This is a genomic window from Candidatus Nitronereus thalassa (assembly GCF_032191465.1).
In the GTDB taxonomy this organism is placed as follows: domain Bacteria; phylum Nitrospirota; class Nitrospiria; order Nitrospirales; family UBA8639; genus Nitronereus; species Nitronereus thalassa.
The window spans coordinates 964,133-977,594 of the sequence record NZ_JAQOUE010000001.1 but is presented as its reverse complement, the minus strand read 5'-3'; the positions used below and the strand labels follow the sequence as shown (position 1 = coordinate 977,594).

Annotated in this window: 14 protein-coding genes; 8 read left to right on the top strand and 6 right to left on the bottom strand. The window is 47.0% G+C overall.

Annotated elements, in window-relative coordinates; genetic code table 11:
• Nucleotides 1-4: 4 nt before the first annotated feature.
• The 3 genes from PPG34_RS04505 to PPG34_RS04495 are packed head-to-tail and all read right to left on the bottom strand — an operon-like array spanning nucleotide 5 to nucleotide 1,997.
• Entirely contained in the window at nucleotides 5-1,186 is a 1,182-nt protein-coding gene (locus PPG34_RS04505; RefSeq protein WP_313831947.1) for a THUMP domain-containing class I SAM-dependent RNA methyltransferase, read from the bottom strand.
• The gene (locus PPG34_RS04500) at nucleotides 1,183-1,632 is read right to left on the bottom strand and encodes a hypothetical protein (protein WP_313831946.1); all 450 of its coding nucleotides are present in this window, start codon (nucleotides 1,630-1,632) and stop codon (nucleotides 1,183-1,185) included. The genes PPG34_RS04505 and PPG34_RS04500 overlap by 4 nt, the downstream gene beginning before the upstream one ends.
• Nucleotides 1,629-1,997 (bottom strand): hypothetical protein, encoded by a 369-nt coding sequence (locus PPG34_RS04495; protein WP_313831945.1) that lies wholly within the window; start codon nucleotides 1,995-1,997, stop codon nucleotides 1,629-1,631. Before PPG34_RS04495 ends, PPG34_RS04500 begins: the two co-directional genes overlap by 4 nt.
• Here PPG34_RS04495 and PPG34_RS04490 point away from each other — a divergent pair.
• The 7 genes from PPG34_RS04490 (at nucleotide 1,971) to PPG34_RS04465 (ending at nucleotide 9,488) form a co-directional block, all read left to right on the top strand.
• Nucleotides 1,971-2,741, top strand: coding sequence for a ceramidase domain-containing protein (locus tag PPG34_RS04490; protein WP_313831944.1), 771 nt, complete (start codon nucleotides 1,971-1,973; stop codon nucleotides 2,739-2,741). The two genes, PPG34_RS04495 and PPG34_RS04490, sit on opposite strands and share 27 nt — an antisense overlap.
• Nucleotides 2,742-3,061: 320 nt before the next feature.
• A complete protein-coding gene (locus PPG34_RS04485; RefSeq protein ID WP_313831943.1) occupies nucleotides 3,062-3,400 on the top strand; it encodes a PqqD family protein in 339 nt (112 codons plus the stop codon).
• A 244-nt stretch (nucleotides 3,401-3,644) separates the two neighbouring features.
• The gene (locus PPG34_RS04480) at nucleotides 3,645-4,703 is read left to right on the top strand and encodes an HPr kinase/phosphorylase (protein ID WP_313831942.1); all 1,059 of its coding nucleotides are present in this window, start codon (nucleotides 3,645-3,647) and stop codon (nucleotides 4,701-4,703) included.
• A gap of 123 nt (nucleotides 4,704-4,826) precedes the next feature.
• Nucleotides 4,827-5,819 carry a phosphoenolpyruvate carboxykinase (ATP) gene (locus tag PPG34_RS04475; RefSeq protein ID WP_313831941.1) on the top strand — a complete coding sequence of 331 codons (993 nt, stop codon included), beginning with the start codon at nucleotides 4,827-4,829 and terminating at the stop codon, nucleotides 5,817-5,819.
• A gap of 4 nt (nucleotides 5,820-5,823) precedes the next feature.
• Nucleotides 5,824-6,399, top strand: coding sequence for a lasso peptide biosynthesis B2 protein (locus tag PPG34_RS18325; protein WP_420888061.1), 576 nt, complete (start codon nucleotides 5,824-5,826; stop codon nucleotides 6,397-6,399).
• Nucleotides 6,396-8,204, top strand: a complete 1,809-nt coding sequence (locus PPG34_RS04470; RefSeq protein WP_313831940.1) for an ABC transporter ATP-binding protein — start codon at nucleotides 6,396-6,398, stop codon at nucleotides 8,202-8,204. The genes PPG34_RS18325 and PPG34_RS04470 overlap by 4 nt, the downstream gene beginning before the upstream one ends.
• A 57-nt stretch (nucleotides 8,205-8,261) precedes the next feature.
• On the top strand, nucleotides 8,262-9,488 hold the full coding sequence (locus PPG34_RS04465) for a nucleotidyltransferase domain-containing protein (RefSeq protein ID WP_313831939.1): 1,227 nt from the start codon (nucleotides 8,262-8,264) through the stop codon (nucleotides 9,486-9,488).
• Between the two features lie 30 nt (nucleotides 9,489-9,518).
• Here PPG34_RS04465 and ettA read toward each other — a convergent pair whose 3' ends face one another.
• Together ettA and PPG34_RS04455 are read right to left on the bottom strand one after the other, a co-directional pair.
• Nucleotides 9,519-11,204, bottom strand: coding sequence for an energy-dependent translational throttle protein EttA (gene ettA, locus PPG34_RS04460; protein ID WP_313831938.1), 1,686 nt, complete (start codon nucleotides 11,202-11,204; stop codon nucleotides 9,519-9,521).
• 45 nt (nucleotides 11,205-11,249) lie between these two features.
• Nucleotides 11,250-12,035, bottom strand: a complete 786-nt coding sequence (locus PPG34_RS04455; protein ID WP_313831937.1) for a HugZ family pyridoxamine 5'-phosphate oxidase — start codon at nucleotides 12,033-12,035, stop codon at nucleotides 11,250-11,252.
• 172 nt (nucleotides 12,036-12,207) lie between these two features.
• On the opposite strand from PPG34_RS04455, the gene PPG34_RS04450 reads away from it, so the two are divergent.
• Entirely contained in the window at nucleotides 12,208-12,528 is a 321-nt protein-coding gene (locus PPG34_RS04450; RefSeq protein ID WP_313831936.1) for a hypothetical protein, read from the top strand.
• 27 nt (nucleotides 12,529-12,555) lie between these two features.
• Here the strand turns inward: PPG34_RS04450 and PPG34_RS04445 are convergent, their stop codons facing one another.
• Nucleotides 12,556-13,338, bottom strand: a complete 783-nt coding sequence (locus PPG34_RS04445) for a class I SAM-dependent methyltransferase (RefSeq protein WP_313831935.1) — start codon at nucleotides 13,336-13,338, stop codon at nucleotides 12,556-12,558.
• Nucleotides 13,339-13,462: the final 124 nt, after the last annotated feature.

Sequence of the window (13,462 nt, the reverse complement as noted above, 5' to 3'; positions counted from 1 at the left end):
CCAGTTAGGGAGAAATAGTTGCGGGAGTGGGGTGAGATCGATGGCTGCCGTGAACAATTGGATATTCAAAGAGCCGACATTCGAGGGCACCATTATATAACGGTGTTCGTCGTGCCGCCGATAGCCTTATGCGTTTGGGTAATCCAAAGTCTGCCGTGAAGAAAAATGTCCGCCATCCTGGAAAGTGCCGTTTGAGGGCATCTCCAAGAAGCGGGTACCATTCATCAAGATTCATGTCCTGCCCGCTCCGGACTCCATATGGAGGATTGGTGATCAGCCATCCTTCAGGAGCGGGCGGTTGAATCTCTAGAATATCGGCTTGTTGAATGGAGATGCAGTCACCAAATCCAGCCGCATTCACATTAGTCTTTGCAGATTTGACGGCTTCTGGATGATAATCAAACCCAAAGAGAGTATCAGATGGAATCGGTTGTTGGGCGACCTGATTTTCCTTGCGCAAGGCCGTCCAAGTTTTTTCATCAAAGTGTAAAATTTTTTCAAAGGCGAAGGACCGGTTGATCCCTGGGGCGATATTCGCCGCCATTTGAGCTGCCTCCAATAAAAATGTTCCGCTGCCACACATGGGATCGAGCAAGACCTGTCCGGGTGTCCATCCAGCCAAATTCAATATGCCAGCGGCCAAATTTTCTCGTAATGGTGAAGAGCCTTGGACTTTCCGGTAACCTCGTTTGAAAAGGGGTTCTCCTGTGGTATCAAGATAAAAGGTGAAAGTTTTCTCATCGAGATAGGCATAAATGCTCATGTCGGGAGCCTGGGTGTCTACGTCAGGTCGTTTGCCTATGGTCTTGCGGAAATGATCACAGATTGCGTCTTTAATTCGTAGTGTAACAAATTCCAGGCTAGGAAGTGGACTATGGTGAGCACTGACATGAACCTTGATTCGATTACGCACTGAAAACCAAGAAGGCCAGGGGAGATTCAATGCGGCTTCATAAATGTCATGTTCATTCTGATAGGACCCTTCAGAGAGGGCCCATAACACGCGACTGGCAATTCGGCTGTGGAGATTCACGCGATAACACAAGTCAAATGGTCCGCGAAATCGGACACCTCCCTTGAGAGGGCCGGGTTGGAGGGCTTGTAATTGAGTGAGTTCGTTGCACAGGACCGCTTCCAGTCCTCGTGGGCATGGGGCAAAAAACGTTGATAGTCGTGGGAGGGTCATAAAGAAGTGTCAGCACAAAACTCGCGTACCCAAGACTTCAGAATTTTGGAAGCATCAAAGGTGAGCACATAGTGAAAGCATCGAGGTTTATCCACCCCAAGGTTTGGATCACCTTGTCCAATCATGGATGCCGCGGTGTTGGCGGCCTGGCTCACCCCTTTGCCTAAGGTGTTAAAGCCCATCGGGTCGAGTTCGCTTTTGGTAAGGGTGTAGCGATAAATCCAGGTTGATTCCCCATTTAATAAGGATTCTTTTTTTCGCCACGGATCTCCAAGCTTTGCCATGACATTTTCTTGAGTGGCTTCCTCGACCGCGCCTTTTAGGTAAGATTCACGCCAATGGGTACAGGCTCCTAATGAGGCTATTACACAGGTCAAAACCACCCAAACCAGCGGGGTAGCCAAAGGTGAACGGGTACAAGTTGGAAATAAGCGGAACAACATCATGAATCCTTTTTATCCTGTGGGTGAATTTTATCTGTGATGGTACGGTAGAAGGCATAGCCTTGTGCGCAAAGACCTGTCAAGATTAACCCCAAAGCGGTTGGTAGCCATATCGAATCGGGTTGGTCCAACCCTTCGATTCCGAGCACAAACCCCGAGGCAATCGCGATGATGCCAATGACGCGGGCAATCCAAATATGTGGGTGAGAAGGGATCTGCAACTGAATGCGCCAATCGGCTAAAGATTTCGGAGTGATTGTACGGTATTGCAGCTGCGTATTTCTAGGTGGGTGGAAAACCGTGGCAAACCGTAGAGTCTTCGTGGTGTAGGGAGGTGATTCATGTGGCCCCGGTGGAATTGGAGGCACGGAACCTTACTCGGGGTAGTCGGTCTGGGGCTGGTCTTACCCTTTTTTCTTGATCGTATTCCCCAAGATTCTCTTTATCATAGCTTTGCGGATTCACGGCCTTTTGTGGGCATTCCCAATTTTCTTAACGTGGTGAGTAATGTGTTTTTTATTCTAGTGGGAATTATCGGGTTGTTAGCATCGCATTCCCGCGGTGGAGTGTCGGTATCTGCTCACATAGGGACAGCCTACAAACTGTTTTTTGGGGGCGTGGTACTCATTGGGGTAGGATCGGCCTATTATCATGTCAATCCCAATAATGCCACCCTTGTATGGGATCGGTTACCCATGACCGTGTCGTTTATGGCATTTCTCACCATTGTTATTAGTGATTGCGTATCCCCTAAAGTCGGGAAAGTCCTGCTGTGGCCTCTGATAGGGATTGGGGTTGTTTCAATTGGTTACTGGTATGTAACTGAGTTGTGGGGTGTGGGAGATCTTCGTCCTTACGTTGTGGTGCAATTTCTACCCATATTTCTCATTCCTGTCATGCTGATTCTCTTTGGAACTCGGTCTTTGCTCGCTCCTTTTCTCTGGGCCACATTAGGTACGTATCTTTTAGCAAAAGTCGTGGAATACTTCGATGGTGAAATTTTTTTCGTAACCGAAGTGATTAGTGGTCATTCTCTGAAGCATGTAATTGCAGCCCTCGCCATAGCTTGGGTGTTGTTGGCTTGCCAAAGAATTGCACCGAAATGTGAATAGGTAAGTTGCTGATGTGATTTTAGTATTGAAACTCCTCAAATATCTCGTTGCCATTAATCAATTTCTTGTTCCTACGAAATCTGGCTATTCAGCCTTTTTATTACCAGCGAATTCATTTTTTTAGTTGCCACGTTCATGCGGTGTATTCCCCTTTTTGGAGGGGGGGATGATACGGGCAATTGCGTATTTTACCTTCAGTTCATCCTCGTTACCTTTAGCTGCTGGTTTTATGGATAGGACTCGGCCCTTCATAACCATTTAAGGTGGTAAAGAAAAAATGGGCGTTTAAGAAATTAAAATATCATTCGGAGGAAAAAGTGATGCTGTTAAAGCAGGGAAAAAATGAATCGGATGAGGAAGTGGAAGTAGAAGGAAAGGCAAATTGGGAGAATACCATTGTGGTTCCTGATCCAGATGTCCAATGTTCCGTGTTGGACGGAGAGGCAATACTCCTCAACCTGGAAACTGGGTCGTACTTCACTTTAAATCGAGTCGGAACTGTGGCATGGGAACTTTTTGATGGAGAGCGAACTTTAAGCCAAGTGCATGGGAGGATTTGTGAATGTTTTGAAGTGAGTGAAGATATGGCACAACATGATCTGTTGTCACTTGTAGAACATCTTAGTCAGGAAGGCCTAATCCAAAATGAAAGGAGGTGAGATGATGCAAAAAGAAATGTATGTAGCTCCTCAGCTGCAAAAGCAAGATCCTCTGAAGGATATTACTGCTTCCAAGGGATATAGAAGTGCAAAAAGTCAAAGTGGAAGCTCTTAGGTAGTAATAAATGAGGCCCCGGTATCTTCCATTGAGGTGGCCGGGGCCTCATTTAGTTGATTGCATGAATTCCGGTTGTCCCCCCTGTGAAGGTGCACTTATCTGACGGAAACAAGGATATCATCATACATGTACGAATCGTGTTTTCCTATACATGGTATCGGGGTCAAGTTGTCCACAAAAAGCTTCGCCATTTGTGAAGCTTTTTCGGACCTTTCTCAAGACTCACTAGGTTCTGAGGCCATCACATCTGATGTCCGGGTTGAACTCCATGCTATTGCTCACTTGAACCAAATTCCCACCACCATTTTAAAATCAAAATGTAACCTTATACGACGAAAGGGAAAGTTAGAGAAGGAGGTCAAGCGCTTTGGTTTAACTTATGAATTTTACCAAGATCAAGAAAAACTGGTTATTGAACTTTATCAATATGGGCTTATTTTTATTAATGGCCCTGGTGCACTCGCTAGAGCATATCTAGTCAAACCTGAATCAATGGATCTGGAGTTACGTTCTTTCTTTGTGAACGTAGCTATTGCTGAACTACTTCGCTGGAAAGGGCTTTATGAGATTCATGCCGTGGCAATGGAGCGGTTTGGCAAAGGTGTGATGATCGCTGGAAAACCTGGGTTAGGAAAAACAACGGCTGGTCTTTCCCTTCTTCGAGCGGGCTATGGGTTTATCTCGGATGATTTTCCGTTTCTCAGAATCAAAGAAAGTAGGATCGAAATCCTCGCTGGTCATGATCGGATTGATGTTCGGGAGAAAACTCTTGGGTTTTTCCCTGAACTGCAAACCATTCCCCTCACTCGTCGAGACCGATCGAAAAAAGATTCCTTCTATGTGAACGACCTGTTTCCTGGAACCAAGGTGGATTCCTGTGAATGTCATTTACTACTCTTTCCTCAGGTGGTCTCAGAGAAGCAGAGTTATCTGAAGCCGATGTCGAAACACCTTGCGCTCAAAGAACTGCTTCCTCAGGGATTGCTGATTCATGATAAGGAAATAGCCAAGCGCGAGTTTCAACTGTACTCCACGTTGGTGGAACGAACACCTTGTTATCGTCTGCATTATGGGGAAGATCGTTGGGACTTGCCCACTCTCCTTGATCCTATTCTCCAAAAATGTTGTGGGGACGGCAGTCAAATGGGCGTAAGGGCTGCATCGTTCACAAATGCAGCGGTCTAATGCGGTTATTCTGACCTAGGAACTATTCCGTGTGCCATTCGTCAAACATCGAATTGTAGACCAGCGAGTTCCATGACAAAGTTTTCAATGATTCGAAAAAAAAGATCATTTTCCATTTAGGTCATGCATATTCTGAACTTTTACATACACGGAAATTCGCTTCAATTTTCTACCAATACCTCTGCTATTGCTGAATCCGCAAAATTTTTGCTTCGTTATTTCCCTGTGAATTCAATTAAAGGGGCTGCTGGGCTGAGTCTTTCCTTGCACGGGGTTCCTTTACCGTCGGATATTCCTTTGGCCCTTTCTGCGGAGGCCATTTGTCTAAGTGCTCCAAAAAATCAGGCAAGGATCGATGTGCACAATGCTGTGTATCAAGACCAAGGCCGATTGATTTTTGATTCCCGGAGTAGTGGTTATCTGTTTGTGATTGATCAACATTTAGGGCATGTGGAGGGATACATTGTAGACCCAGAGAACGTGCCTTCCGAACTTCGAATGAACCTGATTCATCTGGCTCTTCAAAATATTCTCAAACGTAAAGGCTATTTCACGCTTCATGCTACTTCTCTTGAAAAAAATGGCCGTGCCGTGCTGATTCCTGGCAATAGTGGGCGTGGAAAAACCACGGCATTTCTTTCGCTCCTTCGATCGGGGTATCGGTGCCTCTCAGATGATCATCCTCTTGTTCATGAAAATGGAAATGGTTTGAACATTTATTCTTTTCCGGAAAAGGTTGATGTCACAGAGGACTCAATCGAATTTTTTCCGGAACTCAGATCCGCACGTGAATATATTCACCCAGGAATGCGGAAACCCTATTTCCTGATCGAGAATGTGTACTCCGAAGGGTTGGCGACCTCGTGTAAGCCAGGATTGATCATTTTTCCACAGGTCATGGATCGCCCGACCAGTGTTCTTGAACGGGTATCAGGCACACAGGCGCTGGATAGCCTCATCCGCGAGAGCTTTTTGCCTAGGGGTAATGACATCGCAAAACAAGAATTTCATCTTTTATCAAAACTCGTGAAACAGTCATCTTGTTATCGACTGTTGTTTGGCCAGGACGTATTGGATCTCCCCCGACTAATTGATCCACTGATGGAGAGGTGGTAAGTCTGTGAGGAAGCAGAAATGGGGGTGGCCGAACACTCCACCGAAAAATCTCAGTGAATTCTTGCTTGCGTGGCAAGTGCTCGGGGTCACGAGTGTCCTTCGCCTGTTCGTGCGGTGGGTTAAGCTCCCAACATTGTTACGTTGGTTAACTCCCTATTCGGCTTCCGCAGTCCCTCGCCATCATAAATTATCAATTGTCGACCGGTATATCACTAGTGTGCTCGATAGATTTCCATCAAATCCTCGTGGGTGTTGTTTGGTTCGTTCTCTTGCCTTGTATGCCTTTGGAAGGCGAAGTGGGTTCCCTGTCCACTTTCATTGCGGGGTGAGCCGAGTGAATGGAGAATTGCAAGGTCATGCTTGGCTCAGCTTGCACAACCAACCTTTTTTAGAATCCGGAAACCCATTTACTACTAACGTGGTGACCTATTCCTATCCCCATAGAGATGTGAAAAGGGGTGTCGCGAGTTCGACTTGGCGAAATTCTGGACTTGCACGACCATCAAATCTTTCTCAAACGCCAGTGTCAAATGGTAGTGAGGGAACTTCCATGGTGTGTACTGCGAAGGATAGATCATGACTCCAAAAACATCGGCTCATACCTTGGCACAGAATTTGTTTCGTGCGTTGAGATTTGTGTGGGATAGTGGTCGAGGATGGACCCTCGCCAGTGCGGCTCTCCTTGTCGTTCAGGGACTGCTTCCCCTGGCGATGCTGTATTTAATCAAGTTGGTCATTGATTCAGTCACGGCCAACCTGTCAAGTTCAAATCCCTCAGCCGGATTGTATGAAGTGATCTTCTTGCTCAGCCTTCTGGGTGTCGTGGCCGTTGCGAGTACCGCCTGTTCCATCCTCAAGAGTTTTGTGCATACCGGTCAGGCGCAAGCCGTGACGGATTACATGTCTTCTATACTGCATGCGAAATCAGTTGATGTTGATTTGGAGTATTACGAGGAACCTCAGTACTACAATACTTTGCACCGCGCTCAACGGGAGGCATCCTCCCGCCCCACCCGGATTCTCTCGGCCCTGTTTGATACTGGACAAAATGGGATTTCATTAATCGCGATTGGGGCCCTATTGTTCTGGTTCCATTGGGGAATTCTTTTTGTCCTTATTGGGACGGCGCTTCCCATTGTTTTTGTGCGATTGCGATATGGAAAGAAACTCTATGCCTGGCAAAAGGGAACGACCCCGGCTGAACGGGAGTCTTGGTATCTCAATTTGATGCTTACGCGTGACACCCATGCGAAGGAAATACGGTTATTTGATCTTGGCAAACTGTTTATTGACAGATTTCGGAATCTTCGTGAAGGTATCCGGCGGGAACGGTTATCACTTGAGGGGCGGCGGTCGATTGCCGAACTTGTTGCTCATTCCAGCAGTGTGGCTGCAGCGATTGGCGTGAATATATTTTTTGCTTATCAGACCCTTCTTGGATTTCTCACGTTGGGGGATTTGGTCATGTACTTTCAGGCGGTGCAACGTGGCGCGGGCTTTCTTCAGAGCTTAATGATGAACCTGGCGTATTTATACGAGAGTAACCTCTTTCTCACTCATTTGTATGATTTCCTGGATATACAACCCAAAGCCGTGGAACCCCAACGCCCGCAGGCCATTCATCGACCTTTGCAGCAGGGGATTGTCTTTGATCATGTAAAGTTCGATTATCCCAGCGGGACACGAAAGGTGCTGGAAGATATTAGTCTAACGATCAGGCCTGGTGAACACATTGCCTTGGTTGGAGAGAATGGTGCTGGCAAAACCACCCTAGTGAAGTTGTTAGCTCGATTATACGATCCTTCCGCGGGACGCATTACTATTGATGGGGTTGATCTGCGAGACTTGAAACCTGCTGAACTTCGAAAAGAAATCAGTGTCGTCTTCCAGGATTTTGCTAAATACCATTTCACCGCAAGAGAAAATATTTGGCTGGGCAATACCCTGTTACCTCGTGACACGGACCAGGTGATCGATGCCGCACGAATGGCAGGAATTGATAGCGCCTTGCGTCGGTTGCCTAAGGGGTATGACACCATTCTCGGCCGCTGGTTTGAGGGTGGAGAAGAGCTGAGTATTGGCGAGTGGCAAAAGATAGCGATTGCCCGCGCTTTTTTGCGGGATGCCCAAATTGTTATTCTTGATGAGCCCACCAGTGCTATGGACGCGAAAGCCGAATATGAACTGTTCCAACATTTCCATGAACTGACCAAAGGACGAACGGCGATCCTGATCAGTCATCGGCTTTCCACGGTGAAAATGGTGGATCGTATCTATGTTTTAGAGGATGGTCGGATTCTTGAGAGTGGTCATCATAATGACTTATTGGAGCGCGATGGTGAATATGCCAAAATGTTTTCCCTGCAAGCTCAATATTATCGCTAGCTAGAAGTAAAGGCGTTCCACTATTTATATTTTCCCTATTCTTTGCACGGGCCTTTCATGATTACCGCATATGCTCATCATAATGAATCCTTTCTAAACTTTCTTAATTTTGTTGAGACGGGAAATCCATGTTTCGGGTTGAGGGATTCCTCTATCAATTGGATGGCCCTGGTCGATCATGCGAATACTTTAGGAATTGGGCCCATCGTGTACTATCGTTTAAAACACGGATCAGGTGCATTGGCAATACCTGAGGAGGTGCTGGCTACAGGCAAATCTCTGCTGTACTGGAACCAAGCCAGAAATATGAAACGGTTTGGAAGTCTCAAAGAGGTATTAACCCTCTTTGCTGCAGAGGGAATTTTTTCTGTGGCACTGAAGGGCACGGCATTAGCAAATGTGGTGTACCCTCACGTTGGGCTTCGCCCCATGGCAGATGTGGATCTCCTTGTCCGTGAGGAGGATTTGACCAAAGCTGAACAGATATTGATTTCTCTCGGGTTTGAGGCCAACGAAAGGGAACACTCAAAAGAGTGGTATCAACAACATCATCACCATATTGTACCCTATGTTTCAAGGGATAAGTCCATTGTAGTTGAATTACACCGTCATCTTGTCTCGGAGCGGTTTCCCACACAAATTCCAATTCAGGACCTGTGGGAGAGAGCACGATACGTGGAGATTGCCGGTGTCCCCTGTCAGATGCTGTCTCCGGAGGACTTATTGATTCACCTTTCTCTGCATGTAGCTGTGGATTCTTATATCGGAAAAATTAAGGTGTTGTATGACCTTGAGGAATCGGTTAAGCATTTCGGAAGCGACATCGATTGGAAAAGGCTTGACGCAATTGCCATGGACTATAGGATTTCAAAATATCTCTATTATGCATTATGGCTGGCGAAAGAGGTTGTGTGTGCAGATGTGCCTGATGTTGCTCTTAAGAAATTACATTCTCGATTTTGTGGGTTTCCATTTGAAGAACGCTTGATAAAAAGGAGTATCCGAAAGGCAATTGTGCTTCAGGAGCAGGATATGAGTCCCGTATGCTTATGGATGCTTAGCATGGCTTGTTCTGATACTTTAAGTCATCACGCACGAAGCAAAAAGGTTCGAAATATTTTTCGTCGTGTTATTCGGCGTTATGTGGCATTTTCCCGACAACATGCAAAGGACGCTGGAGTATCTATGCCCTGGTATCTCATTGTAAGTTATCCCGTATATTTGCTTCGAAAACTCCTAGGCCTTGCGGGTTCCATGGCTACCATTCATCCCAAAAAATTTTAATTCATTCATTGCCTCCCAAACATAGTGAGCTTACTCTCTTGCCAATTTTCTATATCGAATGCGGTGGGGCTGATCGGCATCTTTACCAAGGCGTTTTTTGCGATTGGCTTCGTATTCGCTGTAGTTGCCTTCAAACCAGACGACTTGGCTATTCCCTTCGAATGCCAAGATGTGGGTTGCGATTCGGTCTAAGAACCAGCGGTCATGGCTACTGATGACGGCGCAGCCGCCAAATTGTTCAAGACCCTCTTCCAATGCGCGTAAGGTATTGACGTCTAAATCGTTGGTTGGCTCATCCAGTATCAAGACATTCGCACCTTCTTTAAGCATTGTCGCGAGATGTACGCGATTTCGTTCACCGCCAGAAAGGTCATTCACTTTCTTTTGTTGATCGTTGCCGCCAAAATTAAAACGGCTGACATAAGCCCGTGAATTAATTTCTTTTTTGCCTAGGGTAATGGTGTCTTGCCCGCCGGAAATTACTTCCCAAACATTTTTATTCCCATCCAAGGTTCGATTTTGATCCACGTATCCGAGTTTGACGGTGGTGCCAACCGTAAAAGATCCGGCGTCGGGTTTTTCTTCCCCGGTGATCATGCGAAACAACGTGGTTTTCCCCGCTCCATTTGGACCAATGACTCCCACGATTCCACCTCGAGGCAAATTAAACGAGAGGTTTTCGAATAGGAGCTTATCCCCAAACGCCTTGCTGAGATCCTTAGCTTCAATCACAACATCGCCAAGGCGTGGGCCAGCGGGGATATAAATCTCCAAATCATCTGCCACCTTTTCATGCTCCTCGGTCATGAGTTCTTCGTAGCGAGTGACACGGGCTTTGCCTTTGGCCTGGCGGCCTTTGGGCGACATGCGAATCCATTCGAGTTCATGTTCTAAGGTTTTGCGACGTTTGGATTCAGCTTTTTCTTCTTTTTCGAGTCGCGCCTGTTTTTGTTCCAACCAAGAAGAGTAATTGCCTTCGTATGGAATTCCTTGCCCGCGATCGAGTTCGAGAATCCATCCGGCCACGTTGTCGAGGAAATAGCGATCATGGGTCACGGCAATCACTGTGCCCTTGTATTGTTGCAGATGGTCCTCGAGCCATTGGACGGATTCGGCATCCAAATGGTTAGTGGGTTCGTCCAGTAATAAAATGTCCGGCTCTTGAATCATAAGGCGACAAAGTGCCACGCGCCGTTTCTCTCCCCCTGAGAGAGGTCCCACTTTAGCGTCTGGTGATGGACAACGAAGCGCATCCATGGCAATCTCGAGTTGGTTTTCTAGCTCCCATCCATCGACAGCCTCAATCTTTTCTTGCAGCGTGCTTTGCTTTTCGAGGAGTTTCTCCATCTCCTCGGCCTCCATGGGCTCGCCCAAGCGGTTACTGACTGATTCGTATTCGGCCAACATATCGATGAGTTCTTTTCGTGCTTCCTCCACGACTTCCTTGACCGTCTTGTCAGGATCCAGGTTTGGTTCTTGTTCCAACAGCCCAACGCTGTATCCTTTGGACATAGTGATCTCGCCAAGATAGTCTTTGTCCACTCCTGCGATAATTCGGAGGAGCGAACTTTTTCCTGATCCGTTCAGACCTAAGACGCCAATCTTGGCGCCATAGTAAAAGGAAAGGTAAATGTCCTTGAGCACCTGTTTCTTGGGAGGATGGACTCGTCCGACCCCGATTAAGGAAAATATGATTTGTCTGTCACTAGTTGCCATGTGGCTCCTTTATCTTCAAGCTGCCTGTGGTCTTTGTGGTTTTTATTAGGTGGTGCCGCGCGCCTGTTTTACCATGTGGACGAAGGCTGGCCGCGCATCCTCGGGACTTGTGAGTTCCTGCGGGAAGGCCAAGCGCATCCCGGTGTAACGGTCTTTGATCCTCAGTCGAAGGTGGAATCCAAGTCGGTCAATGGCCGTGAGGGTAACCTCATCGGCTTCTGTTTGACCATTGGCGCAAGCCAGAATTATCAGGGAATCTTTGTGATCGGCATTCACGTGGTCAATTATTTCTGGACCAGCATCGGCGAGTGGGTCGATCTTTGCCTCGGCATATTCTTCCGCGGAGACCCAACCCATTGAGCCAAAACCACCGACATAATACAGATCGATCGTATCCATCAGATAGAACGAAAAATCCGCAAAGTCTGCCCAATAGCTGGCCTTAGGGTGTCGGGCTAAATATTGCATGCGAATATCCGCGTCTCGGTCTTTCGGCACTTTGGTGACTTTTCCCATCACGGTGAGGCGGGCTGCGCCTAATGGGTCGTGTTCTCCACCCGGTTGCATGACAAATACACTAGCCCGGGGATCCGCTAAAATATTTTTGGTATGCATGGCCATCGTGCTGATAAGAAATGTTGGATTTCCTTTATTATCCAGACCATAGGTTACAATTGATCCAAAAGGCCAATCGGGATGCTTTTGGGACGTTGTACACAGTGTAGCGACAGGTGCCAGATGCATCAGAGTCCGAGCCCGTTCGGCATATGTGGGTTCGGACGGGTCAGCAGGGTCGGTATCATTCGTTCGTGGATTTGCATGTTGTGACATGGTGTTTCCTTGTTAGGGTGGCAAAATTGTCAAAGGCGAAGTAATTTAGCAAAGGATGGCGATGAGCACAATCACGACTCTCTTGAATGAAATCTATGTATAATGGGAAACTTGTGGCGGTGAGCGGTTTCGATTCGGGTGGGTGTTCACGTGTGCTGAAGAAAGGGCAGTGATGCCTGGTAATGATGCAGTTGAAGTGCATGAAATTGGAATGAGTTTTCGTTATACCCAAGAACATGACTGGGTTGTGCATGCGGTCACGGGATTTTTATCGGCGTACTTCATGGAAGATCCGCGCTTTCGTATGAAACGGCATCGGCATGAATTAGAAACCGGGATGTATGTCTGGATATGTGAAGCCCCCAGTCAAAAATTTATTCGCCGCTTGTTGAGGCGTCTGCAGGTCGATATCCCACCATTTGAACTTCATCAACGTGAACCAACATCAGAGGGACCGATACGCCATGTAATTGATCTCCCTCTTTCCTCTTAATTTTTTATGGGTGAGGTAGTAATAATTCTATGTTGATGGTTTCCATCCGGACATCACGCATCTTTGAGCAATGAGGGGTACAAAGCTCGCAATGTCTTGTGATATGGACATCATGAATTTGTTGGCACGATCCTGGTCTTCAAAACATTCGAACACATCGTCTAAAAATCCTCCCCGGAGCAAGGGATGCCAAAGAAATTCTTGTCCAGAGCCAGTTTCTACTTCCAGGGGGTGATTTTCTACGACTATTTTTTCCATCCTTAATTGTTTAAGCCATTGATAGGCCTCTTGGCCAGAGGGGCGTTCATGGATGTATTCCCACAACTTTGTGCGTTCTAGTTCCAAACCGCGAATGGTCATCTCTTGGTCTACGTGTTGCCAAAGGGAGTCAAATGTGCCCATGGCGGGGAAGGTGAGAACAATTTGTCCGGCGGGTCTGAGGTGTTGGATCAAACCTTCTAATGCCGTATACCGGTCTGGGCGAAAAAACATAAAAGATAAGTTTCCTGTAATTCGGTCGAACGTTGGAAGAGTGGCAGGAAGATGACGAACATCATGTTCAGCAAACTCTAACCATGGCAACCCCTGGCCTTGGATAGATCTGGCTCTGGCCAATTGGGTGGGATGAATATCAATGCCTAGAACTCGTCCTGCATTTCCAACCTGATCGGCAAGATAAAATGCAGGAATGCCATGACCGCAGGCCACATCGAGAATTGACAATCCCGGACGGAGATCGAGTTGCGATAGTAATGTTTCCGCAAATGGTGTGGACCAAGGGTCACGTTTGGGAAGGGGCCATGAAGACATAAATATGATCTCGAGAAGGAGAATTTTTGGGTCAGGGAAATGGGGTAATGACCTCGTTGGGTTTCTTGGCGCCGAGCATGCTAGGATAATGGACGAACCTATTCTGAACTTCTCTTGATGACAT